Source organism: Mesorhizobium sp. M0317 (assembly GCF_040321555.1).
GTDB lineage: Bacteria > Pseudomonadota > Alphaproteobacteria > Rhizobiales > Rhizobiaceae > Mesorhizobium.
The window spans coordinates 294,299-313,833 of the sequence record NZ_JAMYRV010000002.1 but is presented as its reverse complement, the minus strand read 5'-3'; the positions used below and the strand labels follow the sequence as shown (position 1 = coordinate 313,833).

Annotated in this window: 20 protein-coding genes and 1 tRNA gene; 14 read left to right on the top strand and 7 right to left on the bottom strand. The window is 61.5% G+C overall.

Translation table 11 applies throughout. The features are described from left to right. Positions 1-29: 29 nt before the first annotated feature. On the top strand, positions 30-323 hold the full coding sequence (locus tag NKI88_RS03820) for a DUF2218 domain-containing protein (protein WP_023702485.1): 294 nt from the start codon (positions 30-32) through the stop codon (positions 321-323). 105 nt (positions 324-428) lie between these two features. Here the strand turns inward: NKI88_RS03820 and NKI88_RS03815 are convergent, their stop codons facing one another. From NKI88_RS03815 to ilvA, 3 genes are read right to left on the bottom strand one after another with little or no spacing between them, the layout of a single operon-like run. After that, positions 429-764, bottom strand: a complete 336-nt coding sequence (locus tag NKI88_RS03815; protein WP_023695392.1) for an outer membrane protein — start codon at positions 762-764, stop codon at positions 429-431. After that, the gene (locus NKI88_RS03810; protein WP_352653774.1) at positions 761-1,339 is read right to left on the bottom strand and encodes a DUF1697 domain-containing protein; all 579 of its coding nucleotides are present in this window, start codon (positions 1,337-1,339) and stop codon (positions 761-763) included. The genes NKI88_RS03815 and NKI88_RS03810 overlap by 4 nt, the downstream gene beginning before the upstream one ends. Continuing rightward, on the bottom strand, positions 1,336-2,592 hold the full coding sequence (gene ilvA / locus NKI88_RS03805; RefSeq protein WP_023715803.1) for a threonine ammonia-lyase IlvA: 1,257 nt from the start codon (positions 2,590-2,592) through the stop codon (positions 1,336-1,338). Before ilvA ends, NKI88_RS03810 begins: the two co-directional genes overlap by 4 nt. Positions 2,593-2,715: 123 nt before the next feature. Between ilvA and NKI88_RS03800 the strand changes: the two genes are divergently transcribed. The 3 genes from NKI88_RS03800 to NKI88_RS03790 all read left to right on the top strand — a co-directional run bounded on the left by NKI88_RS03800 (position 2,716) and on the right by NKI88_RS03790 (position 6,636). Beyond that, positions 2,716-4,119 (top strand): aminopeptidase P family N-terminal domain-containing protein, encoded by a 1,404-nt coding sequence (locus NKI88_RS03800; RefSeq protein WP_352653773.1) that lies wholly within the window; start codon positions 2,716-2,718, stop codon positions 4,117-4,119. A 146-nt stretch (positions 4,120-4,265) separates the two neighbouring features. Continuing rightward, positions 4,266-5,339 (top strand): alpha/beta hydrolase, encoded by a 1,074-nt coding sequence (locus NKI88_RS03795; protein ID WP_023695396.1) that lies wholly within the window; start codon positions 4,266-4,268, stop codon positions 5,337-5,339. A 133-nt stretch (positions 5,340-5,472) separates the two neighbouring features. Then, complete coding sequence (locus tag NKI88_RS03790) at positions 5,473-6,636, top strand: alpha/beta hydrolase (RefSeq protein WP_352653771.1); 1,164 nt, start codon at positions 5,473-5,475, stop codon at positions 6,634-6,636. Between the two features lie 21 nt (positions 6,637-6,657). Here NKI88_RS03790 and ade read toward each other — a convergent pair whose 3' ends face one another. Further along, a complete protein-coding gene (ade, locus tag NKI88_RS03785) occupies positions 6,658-8,469 on the bottom strand; it encodes an adenine deaminase (protein WP_023751503.1) in 1,812 nt (603 codons plus the stop codon). 247 nt (positions 8,470-8,716) lie between these two features. On the opposite strand from ade, the gene NKI88_RS03780 reads away from it, so the two are divergent. From NKI88_RS03780 to NKI88_RS03760, 5 genes are all read left to right on the top strand, one after another. Further along, positions 8,717-9,568, top strand: coding sequence for an alpha/beta fold hydrolase (locus NKI88_RS03780; protein ID WP_023702492.1), 852 nt, complete (start codon positions 8,717-8,719; stop codon positions 9,566-9,568). A 129-nt stretch (positions 9,569-9,697) separates the two neighbouring features. Beyond that, complete coding sequence (locus tag NKI88_RS03775) at positions 9,698-10,360, top strand: outer membrane protein (RefSeq protein WP_023702493.1); 663 nt, start codon at positions 9,698-9,700, stop codon at positions 10,358-10,360. Positions 10,361-10,488: 128 nt separating this feature from the next. Continuing rightward, positions 10,489-10,574: transfer RNA gene (locus NKI88_RS03770), tRNA-Leu, on the top strand. A gap of 1,304 nt (positions 10,575-11,878) precedes the next feature. Continuing rightward, positions 11,879-12,070, top strand: a complete 192-nt coding sequence (locus NKI88_RS03765; protein ID WP_023667524.1) for a hypothetical protein — start codon at positions 11,879-11,881, stop codon at positions 12,068-12,070. A gap of 944 nt (positions 12,071-13,014) precedes the next feature. Beyond that, the gene (locus tag NKI88_RS03760) at positions 13,015-13,263 is read left to right on the top strand and encodes a hypothetical protein (RefSeq protein WP_023695401.1); all 249 of its coding nucleotides are present in this window, start codon (positions 13,015-13,017) and stop codon (positions 13,261-13,263) included. Here the strand turns inward: NKI88_RS03760 and NKI88_RS03755 are convergent. Then, entirely contained in the window at positions 13,260-14,123 is an 864-nt protein-coding gene (locus NKI88_RS03755) for an ATP-dependent DNA ligase (protein WP_023738947.1), read from the bottom strand. The two genes, NKI88_RS03760 and NKI88_RS03755, sit on opposite strands and share 4 nt — an antisense overlap. Positions 14,124-14,209: 86 nt before the next feature. Between NKI88_RS03755 and NKI88_RS03750 the strand changes: the two genes are divergently transcribed. After that, the gene (locus NKI88_RS03750; RefSeq protein ID WP_023681532.1) at positions 14,210-14,431 is read left to right on the top strand and encodes a hypothetical protein; all 222 of its coding nucleotides are present in this window, start codon (positions 14,210-14,212) and stop codon (positions 14,429-14,431) included. Between the two features lie 1,061 nt (positions 14,432-15,492). Then, complete coding sequence (locus NKI88_RS03745; protein WP_023815363.1) at positions 15,493-15,699, top strand: hypothetical protein; 207 nt, start codon at positions 15,493-15,495, stop codon at positions 15,697-15,699. Positions 15,700-15,842: 143 nt separating this feature from the next. Here the strand turns inward: NKI88_RS03745 and NKI88_RS03740 are convergent, their stop codons facing one another. Both NKI88_RS03740 and NKI88_RS03735 read right to left on the bottom strand, forming a co-directional pair. Further along, positions 15,843-16,814, bottom strand: a complete 972-nt coding sequence (locus NKI88_RS03740) for an ATP-grasp fold amidoligase family protein (protein WP_352653770.1) — start codon at positions 16,812-16,814, stop codon at positions 15,843-15,845. Positions 16,815-16,903: 89 nt separating this feature from the next. Further along, positions 16,904-17,482, bottom strand: coding sequence for an NUDIX domain-containing protein (locus NKI88_RS03735; RefSeq protein ID WP_023667531.1), 579 nt, complete (start codon positions 17,480-17,482; stop codon positions 16,904-16,906). Positions 17,483-17,626: 144 nt separating this feature from the next. Between NKI88_RS03735 and NKI88_RS03730 the strand changes: the two genes are divergently transcribed. The 3 genes from NKI88_RS03730 (at position 17,627) to NKI88_RS03720 (ending at position 19,526) form a co-directional block, all read left to right on the top strand. Continuing rightward, positions 17,627-18,724, top strand: coding sequence for an NADH:flavin oxidoreductase/NADH oxidase (locus NKI88_RS03730; RefSeq protein WP_352653769.1), 1,098 nt, complete (start codon positions 17,627-17,629; stop codon positions 18,722-18,724). A gap of 124 nt (positions 18,725-18,848) precedes the next feature. Then, positions 18,849-19,163, top strand: a complete 315-nt coding sequence (locus NKI88_RS03725; protein WP_023691186.1) for an SH3 domain-containing protein — start codon at positions 18,849-18,851, stop codon at positions 19,161-19,163. A gap of 84 nt (positions 19,164-19,247) precedes the next feature. After that, positions 19,248-19,526 (top strand): DUF982 domain-containing protein, encoded by a 279-nt coding sequence (locus tag NKI88_RS03720; protein WP_032891817.1) that lies wholly within the window; start codon positions 19,248-19,250, stop codon positions 19,524-19,526. Positions 19,527-19,535: the final 9 nt, after the last annotated feature.

Genomic DNA, 19,535 nt, shown 5'->3' with positions numbered 1-19,535 from the left:
GCCAGTGCCTCACCCAGGAGAATTCATTTATGCCGACCAGCCGTGCCGATGTCTCCACCGCGTATGCCAGCCGCTATTTGCAGCAGTTGTGCAAGCACTGGGCGCACAAATTTCCCGTCGAGTTCGATCCGAACCACGGCACCATCGATCTGTCACTCGGCCGCACGGTTCTCGATGCCGATGCGGCAGCGCTGCATATCACGGTGTCGACGGATGAAAGCGGATCGCTGGAGCGCATGGAGAGCGTCGTTGCCGATCACATCAAGCGCTTCGCCTTCCGCGAGGAGCTGACTTTCGAGTGGAAGCAGGCTCCGGCGACCTGATCTGCGGTCAGCCGCAACGCCGAACGCCGGAAGCTGCCAGCCCCGGACAACGTTATGGCGTCACTTGGTTGCGACGCCATATGAATTGTCGGAACGACGGATCGATCAGAACTTGTAGTTCAGGCCGATCTTGATCGTATGGGCGTCGATCTTCACCCTTGCGTCGTTGCCCTCGATATCTGTCAAACGGACCTTGCCGAAGTCGAAGTACTGGTATTCCAGCTTCGTGGTCCATTTGTCGGCGAAGGCCCATTCGACACCGCCACCGATCGTATAGCCGAAGCGGCCTCCGCTCCTCGATGCGCTGCTGTCCGGGTCGGGCACCCCGTCAAAATCGAAAGTATCGCCATAACTCAATTTGTAGTGAGTCGCCGCCGCGCCGCCCTTGTTGTTTAGCCGAGGCTTAATTAGCATCGCGACCGCAACGCAGAAGCGGTTCAAAGCGAACGCGCTATCTGCAGCAGCGCCAGCACCGACCGCCAGTTGCGCGCGGTGCCCGGCACTTTCAGCATGCGCGGGATCAGCCCGGCGAACACCGATTTGCCGAGCCCGTCCGGCGCCTTGAGGTAAAGCACGTCGCCCTTGACCTCAAAGCTTTCCGGGCCGGTGCATTTTTCGGCAAGCCTGGCGATCTCGTCCGCCGTCGGCTGGCGCTCCAGCGTGTAGGCGTGAAGCTTGGTCGGATCGCTGGCGACTTCCGGATACGGATTCTCCTTCACCAACCGTTCGAACCAGGAGAGATCGCGCACCATGATGCGCGAATGAAAGCCCCATTTCTTCTCGAAAGCGGCTTCGATCTGTTTCGTCAGCGTGGCGGCGTCGCCCTTCCTGGCCCGGAACACGACATTGCCGCTCTGTACATAGCTGGCGACGTCCGAGAAACCGAACTCTTCGAAAAACGCTCGCAACTCCGCCATCTTGACGATGCGGTTGCCGCCGACGTTGATGCCGGAAAACAGCGCGACGAAGACCACCCTTCGCTCTTCGAGCTTCGGGTGGCAGGCTGTACCGCTCATATGATGAACCCGGCCAGGGTCTCGTTGTCGGTGATGTCCTGATAGTGCACGCCCTCGGCCTCGAAATTTGCCCTCAGCAGATCGAAGTTGCGCCGGTCTTTGGTTTCGATGCCGATAAGCACAGAGCCGAAATTGCGTGCCGATTTCTTCAGATATTCGAAGCGGGCGATATCATCGTCGGGACCGAGCAGTTCGAGGAAGTCGCGCAGCGCGCCCGGCCGCTGCGGAAAGCGGATGATGAAGTATTTCTTCAGCCCCTCGAAGCGCAGCGCCCGCTCCTTCACGTCGGGCAGCCGCTCGAAATCGAAATTGCCGCCCGACACCACCGCGACGATGGTCTTGCCGCGGATTTCCTTGCGCGAAAAATCCTTCAACGCGTCGATCGCCAAGGCACCGGCCGGCTCCAGCACCACACCTTCGATGTTGAGCATCTCGATCATGGTGGCGCAGAGCCGGTTCTCAGGGATCAGCCGCACCGCCTGAGCGGCGAACTCCTTGAGGTGGCGCAACGGCTCGCGGCCGATCTCGGCCACCGCCGCGCCGTCGACGAAATTGTCGACATTGGCGAGCCGGACGCGCTTGCCGCTGGCGAGGCTCTGATGCAGGCTCGGCGCACCGGCCGGTTCGCAAAAGACGTAGCGCGCGTCACGTTGCTGATCGGCGAAATAGTGCGTCACCCCCGCGGCCAGGCCACCGCCGCCGACCGGCAGCATGATGATGTCGGGCATGCGCGCGCCTGGCATCTGGTCGGCGATCTCATAGGCGACCGTCGCCTGCCCCTCGATAATATCCTTGTGGTCGAAGGGCGGCACCATATGCGCGCCGGAACTTTCGGTGAATTCGAAGGCGGCGCGGTAGCAGTCGTCGAAGAAGTCGCCGACCAGCCTGATCTCGACGAAATCGCCGCCGAACAGCCGCGTCTTGTCGATCTTTTGCTGCGGCGTCGTCACCGGCATGAAGACCACGCCCTTCTTGCCGAAATGGCGGCAGACGAAGGCAAAGCCCTGCGCATGGTTGCCGGCCGAGGCGCAGACGAACAGCTCGGCCTCGTTGCCGGCGGCAAGCGCCTTGCGGAAAAAGTTGAAGGCGCCGCGGATCTTGTAGGAGCGCACCGGCGAAAGATCCTCGCGCTTCAACAGCACCCGAGCCCCCGTCTTCTTCGACAGATAATCGTTTTCCTGCAGCGGCGTTTCGGGAAAGATCTCGCGGATCGCGGCTGCGGCGGTGGCGACACGGGAGGAGAAACTGTTCATGGCGCCGTCACCTCTGGATCGAATGGTTCGAAGGCGAAGCCTATTGCACAATTCGCCGTTTGCAGCCACCGATGCGGCGCGGCCGCTTTGACGCGCCAGCAGGAATCCATTGGAGCCATCTTCATGCCTGTTTCGGCTGTCGCCCTGAAGACCATAGACCTTCCTGAATTCGGCGAACCAACAGTGATGCCGCTAGTTCAGCGGCGGACCTACGAAGCGCGCATCGAGGCTCTGCTGGCGCGCGGCGCCGAGGCCGGGCTCGACGCCTTTGCCGTCTATGGCGACCGCGAGCACGCGGCCAATGTCGCCTATCTCAGTGGTTACGATCCGCGTTTCGAGGAGACGCTGCTGGTCATCGTTCCCGGCAGCCAGCCAAAACTTCTCGTCGGCAATGAGGGTTGGGGCTATGCCGAAATCTGCGACGGGCCTTACCAGCGCGTCCTCTACCAGACCTTCTCGCTGCCGGCGCAGCCACGCGACCGCTCGGCCTCTCTATCCGACACGCTTGCCGCCTGCGGCCTGAAAGCCGGCCAGAAGATCGGCGCCATCAGCTGGAAGCCGTTCGGCCCCGGCGATGGCGGCTTTGGCGAGACGACGCTCGACCTGCCGTCCTTCATCGCCGATACGCTGCGCACACTGGCCGGCGACAGAGGCGCGGTGGCCAACGCCGCCAACCTGTTGATGAACCCATCCGACGGCCTACGCGCCATCAACGAGGCAGACCAATTGGCGTCCTTCGAATTCGCCGCGACCTTTTCCTCGCAGGGCCTGCGCAACGTGCTTGGGAATATTGAGCCCGGCATGAGCGAATTGCAGGCCGCGCGGCTGATGGGGATCAACGGCCTGCCCCTGTGCTGCCACCCGATGCTGTCCGCCGGCAGGCGTGCGCCCTACGGCTTGCCTAGCCCGCGCCTCGACATCATCAAGCGCGGCGATCCCGTCACCATGGCCTATGGCATCCAGGGCTCGCTCAACGCCCGCGCCGGCTTCCTGGTCGAGAGCGCGGCCGAACTGCCGCGCGAGATCGACGACTATATCGACAAGCTGGTCGCGCCCTATTTCGCCGCCGTCGTCGACTGGTACGAGACCATCGGCATCGGGGCTGCCGGCGGAGCGCTTTGGAAAGCCGTGCATGACCGCATAGGCGACCCGTTCTTCGGCGTCTCGCTCAATCCCGGCCATCTCGTCCATATGGACGAATGGATGCATTCGCCGGTGTTTTCCGGCTCGGACATCAAGCTGCAATCGGGCATGGCGCTGCAGGTCGACATCATTCCGGCGACCGGAACCAGCTATTTCACCACCAACATCGAAGACGGTATCGCGCTTGCCGATGAGTCCCTGCGCGAGGAGATCGCGGCCCGCTATCCCGAGGCATGGCGCCGCATCGAGGCGCGCCGCGCCTTCATGCGCGACGTGCTGGGCATCAGGCTCAAACCCGAGGTATTGCCCTTCTCCAACATTCCGGCGTTCCTGCCGCCATTCTGGCTTTCGCGCAACAGTGCGATGGCTGTGACCCGACGCTGACCACATTTCGGCTGGACACGACTTACTTCTGCCGCACTCTCACTGTCCGGGAGGTGTCGCGGAGGGTAGACGGGCCGAGGGTAGACAGGCCTTTGGGCCTCAAAGTGAATTCTATGTGAATTCATCTTTCGATTGGAATTTTTGACGTGCGTTTGAAGACGATTTGCATTCTTGCACTTGCCCTGTTGATCGCCGGCTGCGGCGGCCGCAAAACCGAGGAACTGCTCGGCAGCGCCGTCATGTCCACGCCGGTGACCGAAATCTCGGGCAATCACTCGATCTTCATTGCCACCACACGCAAGAAATCCGACGATCCCAACAAAGTTTTCGACGGCGAACGCTCGGCGACGCTGAACTACGCCCGCGTCACCGTCACCGTTCCCGGCACCCACCAGACCGGCCAGATCGAGCGCCGCTCGCGCGGCAAGTCGAACGACCCGGCGAAATACTTCATGGCTTCCGAGGTCGTCGGCTACGATGCGCAGCCTCAATTCTCAAGCGCGCTCAATGCCGACATTGCCGCGCGCGGCGGCCGCGTCATGGTCTTCGTGCATGGCTACAACACCGGCTTCGACGACGCGGTCTACCGCCTGACCCAGATCGTCCACGATTCCGGCTATCCCGGCACGCCGGTGCTGTTTTCCTGGGCATCCGGCGCCAGAACCACCGACTATGTCTATGACAAGGAAAGCGCCAGCGCCGCCCGCGATCAGCTGGAGGTGACATTGCGCATGCTGCAGCAGTCCGGCGCGCGGCGCATCGACATCGTCGCCCACTCGCTCGGAACCTGGGTGACCATGGAAACGCTGCGCCAGATGGCCATCACCGGCGACCGCGATCTCGGCGGCAAGCTCGGCGATGTCGTGCTGGCCTCTCCCGACATCGACGTCGACGTCTTCAAGAGCCAGATGCGCCGCTACGGCAAGCCGGACAAGCCGTTCATCCTGCTGCTCTCCGACGACGACCGGGCGCTGCGGCTCTCAGGCCTGATCGCCGGCTCGCGGCCACGCGTCGGCGACTACAAGGATGCCGCCGACCTCGCCGCTTATGGCGTCACCGTGGTCGACCTCTCCAAGGTCAAGGGAGGCGACAGCTTCAACCACACCAAATTCGCCGACAATCCCGAACTGGTGAAGATGATCGGCCAGCGGCTGCGCGAGGATGACGGCTTTGCCAGCGACCAGACGGTGACCGACCGTATCAGCGCGCTCGGACAATAAGGCTGTCGCCTTGCGGCGACCGTCGCCGCGTGAGGTCGCGAATGCCGCTCGGCCCGATCACTTTCAACTGGACCGGGCCGGTCTCTGCCTCTACGACATTGAAATCGGCGCCAATGCGCCAGCGGGAGCCCGCGTGAACGAGCGTTGGAAGACTGTCCTGGTCCTTGCGTTCGCGCTCGCTGCCGCCGGCTGCGCCGGCCCGAACACCCATGACCTGTTGAACGAGACGACGGTTTCGGTGCCTGCCTCCGACATCGCGGCCACCCACGAAATCTTCGTCGCCACCACCCGCAAGCAGGCGACCAAGGACCCACGCCAGGTGTTCGATGGCGATCGCTCGCTGACCACCAGCTACGCCCGCGTCGACGTCACCGTGCCGAAGGTCCACCAGGTCGGCGCCATCGAGCGCGCCAAGGGCTCGGCAAATTCGAACCCGGCCAAGCAATTCACCGCCACCGACGTCGTCCACTATGGCGACGCCTCGCAATTCGCCAAGGCCGTCGGCGCCAACATCACCATGAATGGCGACCGCGCGCTGGTCTTCGTCCACGGCTTCAACAACGGCTTCGACGACGGGGTCTACCGGCTGGCGCAGATCGCCCACGACACCGAATATCCCGGCACGCCGATCCTGTTTTCGTGGGCTTCGAGCGGCAAGACCACGGGCTATATCTACGACAAGGACAGCGCCAACGCCGCGCGCGACGACCTCGAGGCGACGCTCAGGATGCTCGCCAAGACAAAGGTCAAGAGCATCGACATCATCGCGCATTCGATGGGAACCTGGGTGACGATGGAAGCGCTGCGCCAGCTCGCCATCACCGGCGACCGCGATCTCGACGGCAAGCTCGGCCGTGTCGTCCTGGCATCGCCCGATATCGATGTCGACGTCTTCAAGAAGCAGATGATCCGCTACGGCAAGCCCGACAGGCCGTTCGTCATCCTGCTTTCCGCCGACGACCGTGCTCTGAGACTGTCCAGCCTGCTATCCGGCGACAAGCCGCGCGTCGGCGACTACGGCAACGCCGCCGACATTGCCAGTTACGGCGTCGTTGTGGCCGACCTCAGCCAGATCAAGGGCGGCGACCGCCTGAACCACGCCAAATTCGCCGACAACCCGTTCCTGGTGCAATTGCTCGGCGACCGTCTGCGCGCTCCAGCCGGCCTGGCATCGGACGAACCCACGCAGGGCCAGATCGACAATCTCGGCCGAGGCCTCGGCAAGGCAGTCGGATCCGTCGCCGAGATCATCATCACCACGCCATTCAAGGTGCTGACCATCGCCACCGGCGGATGAGAGCCAAGCAGCGGGCTGATCTCAGATAAAAAGATCGACCTTCTGGAACGTCGTCACGTCGATCAGGCCGACATCGGAAATCCTGAGCTCCGGAATGACGACCAGCGCCAGCAGCGAGTGCTGCATGTAGGCGTTGTTGAGCGAGCAGCCCATCTTGCGCATTGCTTCGGTGAGTTTCTCGGCCTTGGCCGCCACGATTTCGGCGCGCTCGTCCGACATCAGCCCGGCGATCGGCATTTCGACAAGCGCCAGTTCCTTGCCCTTTGAAAACAGCACCACGCCGCCACCGACCTCGCCCAGGCGGTTGACGGCCAGCGCCATGTCTTCCTTGTTGGTGCCGACGCAGATGATGTGGTGGGCATCATGTGCGACGCTCGACGCAATGGCGCAGTCGCCCATATAGCCGAAGCCTGAGACGAAGGCATTGGTGACGCCGCCGGTGCCGCGGTGGCGCTCGACCAGCGCGATCTGGCAGATGTCGTTGCGGCGGTCCATGGCGACCAGCCCGTCCTCGACCGGCAGGTCGGCCTCCAGCGCCCGCGTCGGCGCCTGGTTTTCGATCACGCCGATGACCCGCACCCGCACCTCGTTGGCGCCCTTGGGCGCCGCAATGTCGAAGTCGCCTGGCTTCAGCTTCTTGCCGAGCTTGACGGTGTTCTTCGCCGATTTGGGGTAATCATAGGCCGGGATGTCGATCTCGAGCTTGCCGCCCTTGGCCAGCCTGATACCGCGGCCATAGACCTCGTCGATGGTCATGGCGGCGAGATCGGCGACGATCAGCAGATCGGCCAGCCGTCCCGGCGCGATCGAGCCGATCTCGCGCTCCAGCTTGAAATGCTGGGCGGTATTCAGCGTCGCCATCTGGATCGCCGTCACCGGCTTCAATCCCTGTTGGATGGCGTGGCGCACCACCCGGTCCATATGGCCTTCATGCACCAGCGTGCCGGAATGGCTGTCGTCGGTGCACAGGATGAAGTTGCGCGGGTCGAGCCCGCTCTCGGTCACCGCCTTGATCTGCGAGGCAACATCGTACCAGGCCGAGCCCAGCCGCAGCATTGCCTTCATGCCCTGGCGCACGCGGGCGATCGCGTCCTCGGCGCGCGTGCCTTCATGGTCGTCCTCCGGCCCGCCGGCGACATAGCCATGGAACGGCAGGCCGAGATCGCGCGACGCATAGTGGCCGCCGACCGTCTTGCCCGCTCGCACCGTGGCGGCTATCTCGCCCGACATCACCGGATCGTTGGCCACGACACCGGGAAAATTCATCACTTCGCCGAGCCCGATGATGTTTTCCCAGGTCATCGCTTCCGCGACATCGGCGACCGTCAGTTCGGCCCCGGCATGCTCCAGCCCCGGCGCGGACGGCACGCAGGACGGCATCTGGACATGGACGTTGATCGGCATGGCGACGGCCTCGTCATGCATCAGCCGCACGCCGGGCAGACCCAGCACATTGGCGATCTCGTGCGGATCGATGAACATCGAGGTGGTGCCGTGCGGGATGACGGCGCGGCAGAACTCGGTCACCGTCACCATGCCGCTCTCGACATGCATGTGCGCGTCGCACAGGCCGGGCACGAGATAGCGACCGCCGGCGTCGACCACCTTGGTGCCCTGGCCGATGGCATGGCTGGCATTCGGCCCGCAATAGGCGAAGCGGCCGCCTGATATGGCGATGTCGGTGCCGGCTATGATTTCGCCGGAGTGCACGTTCACCCAGCGGCCGTTGCGAATGACGAGATCGGCAGGCTTGCGCCCCGTCGCGACGTCGACCAGATGCGTCGCCATCTCGGTCCAGGGCTTGGGTTTCGTCGCCGACGGCTGCTTGGCCATGAAAGACTCCTGTTTGCCAGACTGTGCCAAGCCGGCAAGGTTTTGGCCAGCGATCACGGACGAAATCCGCTCGATGATCGGCGGATGCGCTGCACCCGTTCACACCGGCGAGCGTCACGGCGGTCATTCAGTTTGGCTTGTGCCGGCACTTATGCTACTATTCTGCCGACGGTGCTGATTTGCGCCGACGACCCGCCGCGAGGCGGGTTTTTGTTGTGATGAGGCCGAAACCTCCTGAGGTGAAGTCATGACCCGGTTCCTGAAAGCACTCGCCTTCGTCACCCTGTTCCTGATCTCGGCCGGCTTTGCATCCGCCGAGGAACGTTGGCAGACCTTGCCCGAACCGGCGGCCATGCCCAAGCCTGAACAGAGCGGATATGCGCCGGTCAACGGCATTCAGATGTACTACGCCGTTTTCGGCGCCGGTGATCCGATTCTCCTGATCCATGGCGGCCTTGGCCATGGCGACATCTGGGCAAGCCAGGTGGCGACCATGTCCAAGACGCATAAGGTTATTATCGCCGACAGCCGCGGCCATGGCCGCTCTACCCGCACCGAGCAGCCTTACGGCTATGACCTCATGGCGTCGGACTATCTTGCGCTGCTCGACTATCTCAAGATCGACAAGACCGCTCTTGTCGGCTGGAGCGACGGCGGCATTATCGGCATCGACATCGCGCTGCATCATCCGGAGCGGCTGACAAGGCTCTTTGCGCAGGCCGCCAACGTCACCACCGATGGCGTCGATCCGGGTGTGCTGACCAACAAGACCTTTGCCGCCTATATCGACCGCTCGGGACGCGACTACAAGAAACTGTCGAAGACTCCCGACCAGTACGATGCCTTCGTGGCGCAGATCAGCCACATGTGGGAGTCGGAGCCGGCCTGGACCAAGGAACAGCTCGGCAAGATAACCACGCCGACTGCGATCGTTGCCGGCGACCATGACGAGGCGATCAAGCGCGAACACACCGAATACATGGCCTCCGTCATTCCGGGCGCCAAGCTCATCATCCTGCCCAACGCCAGCCATTTCGCCATGCTGCAGGCGCCGGACGAATATAGCAAGGCGGCGCTGGACTTCATCGACGCCAAATAGCGCCCCCCAAGATAGAGCACCCAGCGCAGCAACGGGTGCTTCCGATTGTTGAACAATGGGTTCCGTTTTGCGGCGAATAGGATTACCTTCCGGCAAGGCGCCTTCTGAACAGCCTTTTCGGAGAACTCGATGCGGTGTCTGACGATTGCCAGTGCCGGATTTCTGATCGCTCTGGCCGCGCCGGCATTCGCCGCCGACCCGATGGCGGTGCCGATGACCGAACCAGGCTTCGACTGGACCGGCTACTATGCCGGCCTGCAGGCCGGCTACGGCTGGGGCCAGTCCGACATATCAGTGACGGAAGGCGCGCCGTTTTCCATCTCGCCCGATATTGACGGCGGTTTCGTCGGGGGCCATGTCGCCGGCCTGTGGCAGTTCGATCAGGCGGTGCTCGGCGCCGAGGCGGAGCTCAATTATTCCGCCGTCGACGGTACGGCGGTATCAGGCCTTGGAAGCACATTCCGCACGGACATCAAGTGGTTCGGATCTGTAAACGCCAAAGCGGGCTTCGCCATGGACCGCGTGCTGGTCTACGGCGTCGGCGGCGTCGCCTTTGCCGGCATCGAAACGTCGCAAGTCGCGGGCGCGTCGTTCGCCGGCACACGCACGAATATCGGCTGGACCTTGGGCGCCGGCGTTGACTATGCGCTGACCGACAAATTCATCGTCGGCGCGCAATATCGCTATTACGATTTCGGCTCCGAGCACTATGACGTGGCGGAACCCTTCAACGATCGCGATCAGGATGTGAAGCTGAACGCGGTCGGTATCAATCTCAGCTACAAATTCTGAGCCTTCTCGGCGACTGAGATTTTGGCAACAACCAACTGTTTTGCCATCACGAACCACCTTTCATGAGTCCGACACTCGGCAAAAGATGGCTTGACGGGTTTTCGCTGGCGTCTGAAAAGGGCTGGCCTGCGGACGTGGCGGAATTGGTAGACGCAAGGGACTTAAAATCCCTCGATCTCTGATCGTACGGGTTCGATTCCCGTCGTCCGCACCAATTGAAATGCTTAGTTTTAGGATTCGTTCTGTACGAACTCACTGGCTACCATAGAAAAGGCTGACGCAGGTAGCCGCAGGGGCAGCCGGGATACAAAGCCGGGAACTGCCATGCTGGATTTTCAAGACTTGGTCGCTCATAGGGAAGCTCTGCTAAATGAGCAGTTGAGGAAAGCCTAGCTAGACTTAAAGACACCTGCGGTTGGAAAACAGGGGCCCGCTTTCACACCTCACGAACAACCAACTAAGGATGGTCGGGCGGCGTTGGCAAAAGCACTGTCAGCCTTCATCAATTCGGCCGGTGGTGTTTTGGTGTTCGGTATTGGCTGCCGTAAGAACAGTGACGGGCCGACTGCGCAACTGCGCTTGAGCCAATCCCGAACTGGAAAGTAGCCCCTTCGGTCGTAAGCTCGGCAGTTGGGGATTTACTGCATCCGAAAAACGACGGTATCCGCGTCGCTGGATTTGCATCGAATGCCGACCAAAACGCCGAGCTCATGGTCATCGACGTGCCACGGTCGGAAACGTCGACCACACCGCAGCGTCAAAAGCTATATTACAAGCGTGCTGGTAGCTCTTCATACGCTATGGAGCATGTCGACATCGAGGGTGCCTTTCGAAGGATCTCCGTACCGGAACTTACAATGAAGGCCGACATGAGAAATACGCGTCGTCCGGCCTTGACGGTCATTATGAGATCAGGATGTGGCCGCAGAACGGGAGCCGGCTGGGGCCGCAGCGGCCTCAACCCGGTGGGCATGCTCCGTCGCGATTTTAAGAAGAGTTGCAGCCGTTTCCTGTGGCGTCCAACCTTGCGCTTCTGACGCAGTCACCAAGGCCGCAAACGCGGCTTCTAATGCGACTTCACAGTTCACCTCACGGTCTGGGCTATCCTCTGGCAATATCGGGGGTTCGACGGATTGGGACATCGTGACTTCTTTCAAAGGGGAAAAACCCGCCGCCCCAGCCTTTTGCCACTCAAACATTTCAGCAAAGGATCATTCCAGCTATCAGCAGCGTGATTAGAACTGACAACGGCACGGCCAGAAGACCGACCAACTCAACATTTCTTGTGTTTTGTCGCTTGTCCATCTTCGTCGCCCGCATGTCGTTGGCTTTGGCATCTTGCCGTCAACGTGCAGCTGTTGGAACCAACCACAAGTGCCGCTGATCGGAGATTCAGTCGGTGCTGCATATTAGCAACACATTGTGGAACGATCGGGCCGCATCAGCCAATTGCTTTTGAATGCGCTTGCACTTGCTTCGTACGATTCCGTACAGTTTCCCCCATAGGGGAGGCGGCCGATGGACCATGACGAGGAAGGCTACAGCATTGACGCCTTCGATTTCGATGTGGTGTGCGAGACCTTCAGGAGATCCGTTCGGGAGTTGAACCTGGCTGAAGAGCATTGGGTAGACCACGCGAAGGCGCTGCTACGGGAATTCACCGACAGCGCACCTGATGACGACATGATTAGCCGGATCGTCGGGCGCTAGTGGCCTATACAGCGGTAGTTGGTTAGAATCGTACCCCGGTCCTGCCACGGAAACCTTTTCCAAGGTTTGCCGCGTCATAGAGGCATCACAGAAGCTCATGGAACAGATTGCCCAGCGCGGAGGGCCCTATAACGAAAAAGCTCGCCACCGTGAGGCAGCGGGCAGTTTTGGGAGAAACAGAAATGGGAACAATGGACCCCCGAATTGCCAACGGGCCATCGCCAATGCCGTCAGAGAGCCCTGCCTGGACGTGTGGCGTCCTGTCCGGCCCTCGCCATTGATTTCGTCGGCAAGCTTGTCTTTGGCCTCGTGATAGGTCTTGAAGTTGGCATCGGGATGGCAATCGCCGGCTGCCAAGGAGGCCGGCCGCTGGCCGACCCATCAGTTAGGCGTCCGTAGCCAGAGCGTTATAAAGCAGCAAACACGCCAGGATAGGAACGGCGCTGCCTAGCAGCTGGTCTGCCGTGAGGCCGGAAAAATAGACAAGATGAAACGTCACCATCGCTCTACCAATCACGGTTCGGAACACTGCCGAATTAACCGTTAGCCGACGCTAATGTTCCGCTCTGGACTCACTACCGCTTTGGAAGAATCCTGCATCAGCGCCCCGCCGACCTTGATCTCAACGTCCGTGCCACAAGGCTTTCCTTCGTTCGCATGGTTCGCAGAGATTAGCACGATCGCATACTCTCATCTCATCCGGCGTCGTCTCCCTCACAAAGCAGCGCCGGTAAGGCTCGGCGACCTTCTTGTTTGTCCGTGTGCCAAAGGAGGTCGCCGGGCCTGCCGTTGCTCATCTTTGCTGGTGGTTGCTCCTGATGGCTGCGCTTGGCGCCGTCGCCCTACTGCTACCTGCGGGGTAAGGCCGGCGAGCCCTCTTGTCAGGCAGTCCGGCATGTAGGATTATAGTCCTCGTTGCGGCGACCCCTCAATGGAGAGCGCCAATGGCCAGAACCAAACCTTCGGAACAACTTTCCCGGGCTGAAATCGAGCGCTTCCTGGCGGCAGCCGAAGCGCTGCACAAGAGCATCGTCGGGCCGCTCCTGGCGTACCACGGCGAGCACTACCAAGCTCTACGTAAGGTCCATGGACCCCTGTTGAAGTCGATCGAGACCATCACCGGCCAGAGGGCGAAGTTCATCCAGTGGAACGGGACAGGACCGGCACAGCCCCGGGACAAGCCTCCGGGCTAAGTCTCCTCCCGGAAATCCAGCAGCTTGGCATGGCGAAGCTTCTCCTCGCCCTTCAGGAACCGCACGCGGCCGACCAGGCCCGGCTTTAGCCATTCGGCCTTGTCACTCTTGAGCCCTTTCGGCGCCGGCCCGCCAATCTTGCCTTGCACGCGGTCCCATAGGCGCTGGCGCTTGTCCGCCTTGAAGGTGACGAAGGCGCCGCCGGCATAGTGGCCTTTGTCGGCCATCAGCACCATGGCAGGCTTGCCGGCCTCGCGCTGCACGCCGATGATGTCCATCTCCTTTTCGGCATAGCACTTGATCTTGCGCCAGTTCGTCGTCGGACCCGACCGATACTTGCTGCCCTTCCGCTTTGAAACGATACCTTCAAGCCCAGCCTGGTCGACCAGGTGAAAGACGGCGTCGCCAGTGCCCGGCATCGCTTCGCTGAACTGAATTCGGCCGCCTTCCGGGATCAACGCCCGGAGTATCTCGCGACGGTCTTCCACCGGCGTGTTCCGCAAGTCATGCCCGTTCAGGTGCAAGAGGTCGAATGCTAGCAGATACAGATCGCGCGAAGGCTTGCGGCTGGTCGCGGCTGATTGATGCGCATGGAAGTCGGATAGGCCAGCCTCATTGATCGTAATGGTCTCGCCGTCGATGATGAAGTCTTTCGCCTCGATCGCTTCCGCCTCACCGGCAAGTTGGATGTAGCGGCCCGTCCAATCATAACCGTTCTTGGTGATCAGCCGAATCCCGTCATCATCCTTGATGACCTGGGTGCGGTAGCCATCGAATTTGATCTCATGAATCCAATCATCGCCCATCGGCGGCGTGTCGACCAGTTCGGGTTCCATAGGCTTGATGAATTTCAGACGCATGCACTGACTCTCAGAACTGCGACTTCAATTAGCAATTGCTAAATTAGTTCCGGAACATTTTAGACGAATTGGATGTTTGAAGGGCTATGAAGATCGAAGCCGACCAATGCCGGGCAGCGCTGACGCTCATCCGGCGCACAATGGAAGAGCACTGTCCTCCTGGCGTGCTGCCGAGCGAAGAGATGGTCAATGGGCTCTATGGTCCGGAACTGATCCATGAGGCGGAAGCCATTGCCGCCGGCATCGTCGCAACCATTGACCAGCTGCAATTGCCCGTGATGAAACCGCCGTCCCCTAGTATCAAATAGAGACCGACACAGGGAAGGTCGCTTGGCCGCGCGATCGTGGGCTCGCAACGACCGGCGAGGCGATGCCGGCCTCACCAAGGGTTACAGCCCCTCGACCAGCAGCGAAGGCGGCTCGCGGCAGTGCAACGCCCGAAGTGTTTCGAGACGACAATGTCCACCGAGCGTAGCCAGCGCGCGTTGTGCTGCACAAGGACCGAGGCAGCGGCACGGCCGCCCGGGCTACTCCAAAGGCGGCTCTTCGCTCTGTGGAGCCAAAACGGTGATATCCATCCTGGCGATTGTCGATGCGGCGCGCCCCTGGGCGCCAGAATCCGTGTCGCCACTTTCTGCCGCCATTGCCTTGGCGCGATGTCCTACGCTGTCTGCGCTTTTGCCTGGCGCAAATCCTTCGCCCGGTTCTGTCTTTGCGGGTTTCGGTCGAGTTTCAGCTGCCTGCCGATGTTGGTTTCCAATCGCCGAGACCATTGATACCTCCCCTTGATGAGGCCGCGACTGTACCTGTCAAGGCTGTAGCGAGGCTGATCACTTAAGTGGTCGGGTTGCGCCCGCTCGTCGTGGCCCTCCGATCACTGGGCTCTCGATGCCTTGGCGCTCGCGGACGTCTGGCCGGGTGGGAAGTTCAAACTCAGCCGCCCTTTGCGGCACCGGCTTCGCCCGACAACTAGGAACGATTTCGCCCGCCATGTGTTACGCAATCATGAATCTCGCGGATCCCGGATCAACAATGGCAACCGATCTTTTCACGATGCAACTCGCTGATGCTCAGCAGCGCATCAAACAAACCGAGTTCGCGCTGGTACTCAGCGAGAAAATGGTGGCTGAGAACCTCGCTTTATCCAGCAGGATACGATCTGCGAGGCGGCGTGTCCTGAAGGCCGGAAGGCCTCTGGCGACAGTCGACTCAACAAGCTGAAAGATTTTGTCAAATGATCTCGACCCAGTCGGGACGTGGGAGAGCTTCCTGATACCTTAGCGGCAATCGGCCGAGTCGCCGCAGGAACCAAAGCGCTCGGCACGGTTTGGTGTTCCGAAGGGACCGCAACCCAAAAGGAAGCGCAACAATGGACCTGATGAACTTGGAACTGGCCAGAGCCCGTCAGCGCGTCGGCCGGGCAAAGTTGGATCTCGAACGAGCCGAAAACTTGCTGGACGAAGATTGCGGCGTCGCTATCGATCTCGCCTTGTGTTGCCGAATCCGATCTGCGCAAAGGCGCATGGTCGAGACCAGGCAGCGGCTCACGAAGATTGATCCCAGCAGGACGAATTGACCGCTACGGCTCAGTTGAGACGGCACTTCGAAATCACGACTCCCTGCTGAGCTATCAGTTTCCCTCGATCTCTAATCGTATGGGTTCTCCGCACCACCCTTCGCTCTTCGAGCTTCGGGTAGCACGCCACCAAGGCAGCCATCTCAAACGTCGAGATAGCCGGCGGCGACGAGCATTGCCTTGTACCGTTGGGCAAATCGGCTGGGCAAACAACTTAGGTAACCTGACGCGCCAATATCCCAATGCTCGCCCAGTTCGCGGTCGAAGGCAGCCGGGTCGAATTGCAGCAAGCCGCTGCGTGGGTAGACCGTGAATTCTCCGAAGATCGGCTCCCCCTCCTCCTCGTAGAAATCGACACGCACCATGTCGAACTCGCTGCCGAGCGCCTCGGCTGCCTCGATCATCCGCGCAAGGCTCTTGGGAGGGGGAATTTCCAGGCTCGAGTCGATCGCGCCCTGGGCAATGTTCAGCGGGCGCCAATCGCGATCCAGGTGGGCGGTATTCTTGACCGTGGAACGGAAGGCGACGACGACGATGTAGGCGACGCGGCCAGCCAGCACACAGAATTTGTAGTCGACCGGGTCATAGCCCTGGTCCTTGCCCACAAGTGCTTCGACGAAAACCCGCCGCTCTATGTGCGCATAGCTGCGCTCCAGCTTGCGGGCGCCATAGGTTTGGCCAAGGTATTCCGTCATCTCGGCAATGATCGCCTCCCGGTCGGCGTTGGCCGGATCGCGAACGATGACATTCATGGCGCAACCGTGGTTGCATTTGACGGCGTAGGGGATTTTCAGGTCATCGAAGGGGATCTGGCGCGGATCGTCGCCCTGCCACAGCACCTCAGGGATGGCGAGCCCGGGAAGCCGCTCCCTGACGATTTCCTTGGACTTGAGCTTGTCGAGAAGACCGGCAAAGCGAGGATCGTCATCGAAAATCTTGCGCCAGTGGATCTTTTCCGTGAACGTCACCGGGGCTGCAAAATTCGGCAGATGCCGCATCCGCTCCAGGAAACGCTGGGTCAACCGGCGGTAGCGGACAAGCAGCGCGGCGTTCAGCAACAGGAGAGATGCCCGCGCGCTGTTTCGCTTCAGCCATGCCTTTGCGCCACGCGCCATTCCGGTGTCCTTGCAACCTGCGCAACTTCATCCGCGAAGTGGACGTGCCACCCTGCCCGCAGCAGTGAGGCACGTCGAGCTTCGCCGAGCTAGCCCTTCATCGGGTACAGTTTCAAATGCTGGATCAGGATGATCGTCTTGGCGTCGATGATGCGGCCGTCTGAAATGCCGGCCAGCGCTTCATCAAGAGGCATTTCCAGAACCTCGATGTCCTCGCCCTCGTCGGCCGCGCCGCCGCCGGCCGAGATGCGGTCGGCGGGTGAATAGCGCGCCACAAAGAACCACAGCCGTTCAGTGACGCTGCCTGGGCTCATATAGGGGGAAAACAGCCGCTCGATGTTCTGTAAGCGATAGCCGAGCTCTTCCTCGGCCTCCTTGAGGATGGCGGTTTCGGGATCGTTTTTGTCGAGCAGGCCGGCGCAGGCCTCGATCAGCGGTTCGCGGTGGCCGGTGACGTAGGCGGGGTAGCGGAACTGCCGCACCAGAAGCACCGTCTGACGCTCGGGATCGAAAGGCAGGATCACCGCGCCGTCGCCACGATCGTAGGTCTGGCGAATCTGCGTCTCCCACTGCCCGTCGCGCCGACGGTAATCGAGAACGGTCTTCTTCAGGACCGCCCAGTCGTCGGACAGGACTTCCTCCGAGCGGATGCGGATACGATCTTCCATGATGAGCTCCAAGCTGTCGGCGCCATGGCGTAACCGCGAACGGTTTTGCGCGCAACCGAAACGGCGAAGCTTTCACCGCCACGTGTCTGGCGCCGGCAACTGCCATCGCCTAAATAGCTGCAGTCCCTCTCCGGAGTTTTTTTGATGACCGCAGCGCTTTTCCAGCCGATCGCCCTCGATGGCCTGACCTTTCCGAATCGTATCGCGGTTGCGCCGATGTGCCAGTATTCCGCCGAAGATGGCTCGGCCAGCGACTGGCATCTCTATCACTGGATGAACCTGGCGATGTCGGGCGCCGGCATGGTCACCGTCGAGATGACCGACGTCGAACGGCGCGGCCGCATCACCCATGGCTGCCTCGGCCTCTATTCCGACGACAACGAGGCGGCCGCCCGGCGCACGCTGGATGCAGCAAGGCGCGTCGCCGCGCCGGAAACGAAATTCGGCATTCAGCTTGCCCATGCCGGCCGCAAGGCCTCCAACCGAAAGCCCTGGGAAGGCGGCGGCCCATTGCAGCCGGGCGAGGATCCCTGGCAGACCGTCTCGGCCTCGGCCATCGCCTATGACACCGGCTGGAATGTGCCGCATGCGCTGGAGGAGGATGAAATCCTGCAGCTTATCGAGCGCTTCACTCAAGCCGCGAGGCGGGCCGAGCGCGCCGGCTTCGACTTCCTCGAGTTGCACGCCGCGCACGGCTATCTGATCTTTCAGTTCCTGTCGCCGCTTTCCAACCAGCGCACCGACCGCTGGGGCGGCTCGCTGGAAAACCGCATGCGTTTCCTCATCGAGATCGCCAAATCGGTGAGGAAGGCAGTTCCAAACCTGATGCTTGGCGCCCGCCTGTCGGTAAAGGACTGGGTCGATGGCGGCTTCGAGGTCGACGAGGCGATCGAGGTGGCCAAAGCCTTGAAGGCGCTTAATGTTGCCTATATCTGCTGTTCGAGCGGCGGCAATTCGCCGTTGCAGAAGCTGCCGACCGGCGCCGGCTATCAGGTGCATCTGGCCGAAGCGGTGCGCAAGGGCGCCGGCATCCCGACACGGGCTGTCGGCCTGATCGACGATCCCTCGCAGGCAGAGGCGATCGTCGCCGACGGCCGCGCCGACATGGTCGCGCTGGCCCGCGCCTTCCTCGCCGATCCGCGCTGGGGCTGGCGCGCCGCCGCCACCTTCAGCGAGAAAATCCATCCCGCGCCACAGCTCGCCCGCTCGGTGACGACGATGCAGCATTGGACGAAGGGCTGAACAGGCAGCGCCGACGGATGCGCCAAACGCATCTGCTGGACAGATTGCCGCAGCTTCGCTTTAATCCGCCCGCTATAGTCCCTGGGGGCAGGCCGCCTTGGCGGCCGGATTGGGAGCAAAGTCCATGGCATCAAGGGCAATCTATCCGGCGGCAGCCGCTCTGGTGGTCGCACTGTCGTTCGCCGCGTCGTCTCCGGTCGGCGCGCAATATTGCGAAGGCACGGTGCACGGCCTGTCCAGGCACTACGATCTGGATACCGGCAGCGGGTTTCTCGCCGTGCGCGCACGGCCGAACTCGTCGTCGCGCATGATCGGGCAATTGTTCAACGGCGACCACACGGAGATTTTCGACCGCCGGGGCAACTGGTACCAGGTCGAAATCGGCGGACGGACCGGCTGGGCCAACGCCCACTGGCTGCGCAACGACTGCGGTTACTGAGACCAACGATTGCGGTTGGTGAGACGTTTGGGCGCAGGCTGACGGCCACTTTTGCAACCATATTGGCTGCTTTGCGTTGCGGCCATCATGGATAACAAACCTTTTGAAACCCCGGTCGTGGTCGAACTCGGCCATGTCGGCAAATATCGCCAGATCCGCAGCACCCAGGAAGCGGCGGAGTGTCTGATGACGGTGTGGCCGCTCAATCGCGGCCCGCGCCATCGTGATGCTCTCGACACTTGCCTCAAAGTGCTGGAAGGTTATCGTTCGACGGCCGATGCACGCAGGGCCTTGATCGAAGCGGCCAAGGAATCGGAAGTGCTGGTTCCCGAAGACCGGCTGCCAGACGCCAAGTTGCATTGAAGCCCAAAT

What these genes read in the sequence shown, in the direction of transcription:
- NKI88_RS03820 (WP_023702485.1), top strand. Translation starts at nt 30, where the DNA reads ATGCCGACCAGCCGTGCCGATGTCTCCACCGCGTATGCCAGCCGCTAT.
- NKI88_RS03810 (WP_352653774.1), bottom strand. Translation starts at nt 1,339, where the DNA reads ATGAGCGGTACAGCCTGCCACCCGAAGCTCGAAGAGCGAAGGGTGGTC.
- ilvA (WP_023715803.1), bottom strand. Translation starts at nt 2,592, where the DNA reads ATGAACAGTTTCTCCTCCCGTGTCGCCACCGCCGCAGCCGCGATCCGC.
- NKI88_RS03800 (WP_352653773.1), top strand. Translation starts at nt 2,716, where the DNA reads ATGCCTGTTTCGGCTGTCGCCCTGAAGACCATAGACCTTCCTGAATTC.
- ade (WP_023751503.1), bottom strand. Translation starts at nt 8,469, where the DNA reads ATGGCCAAGCAGCCGTCGGCGACGAAACCCAAGCCCTGGACCGAGATG.
- NKI88_RS03780 (WP_023702492.1), top strand. Translation starts at nt 8,717, where the DNA reads ATGACCCGGTTCCTGAAAGCACTCGCCTTCGTCACCCTGTTCCTGATC.
- NKI88_RS03775 (WP_023702493.1), top strand. Translation starts at nt 9,698, where the DNA reads ATGCGGTGTCTGACGATTGCCAGTGCCGGATTTCTGATCGCTCTGGCC.
- NKI88_RS03765 (WP_023667524.1), top strand. Translation starts at nt 11,879, where the DNA reads ATGGACCATGACGAGGAAGGCTACAGCATTGACGCCTTCGATTTCGAT.
- NKI88_RS03760 (WP_023695401.1), top strand. Translation starts at nt 13,015, where the DNA reads ATGGCCAGAACCAAACCTTCGGAACAACTTTCCCGGGCTGAAATCGAG.
- NKI88_RS03755 (WP_023738947.1), bottom strand. Translation starts at nt 14,123, where the DNA reads ATGCGTCTGAAATTCATCAAGCCTATGGAACCCGAACTGGTCGACACG.
- NKI88_RS03750 (WP_023681532.1), top strand. Translation starts at nt 14,210, where the DNA reads ATGAAGATCGAAGCCGACCAATGCCGGGCAGCGCTGACGCTCATCCGG.
- NKI88_RS03745 (WP_023815363.1), top strand. Translation starts at nt 15,493, where the DNA reads ATGGACCTGATGAACTTGGAACTGGCCAGAGCCCGTCAGCGCGTCGGC.
- NKI88_RS03740 (WP_352653770.1), bottom strand. Translation starts at nt 16,814, where the DNA reads ATGGCGCGTGGCGCAAAGGCATGGCTGAAGCGAAACAGCGCGCGGGCA.
- NKI88_RS03735 (WP_023667531.1), bottom strand. Translation starts at nt 17,482, where the DNA reads ATGGAAGATCGTATCCGCATCCGCTCGGAGGAAGTCCTGTCCGACGAC.
- NKI88_RS03730 (WP_352653769.1), top strand. Translation starts at nt 17,627, where the DNA reads ATGACCGCAGCGCTTTTCCAGCCGATCGCCCTCGATGGCCTGACCTTT.
- NKI88_RS03725 (WP_023691186.1), top strand. Translation starts at nt 18,849, where the DNA reads ATGGCATCAAGGGCAATCTATCCGGCGGCAGCCGCTCTGGTGGTCGCA.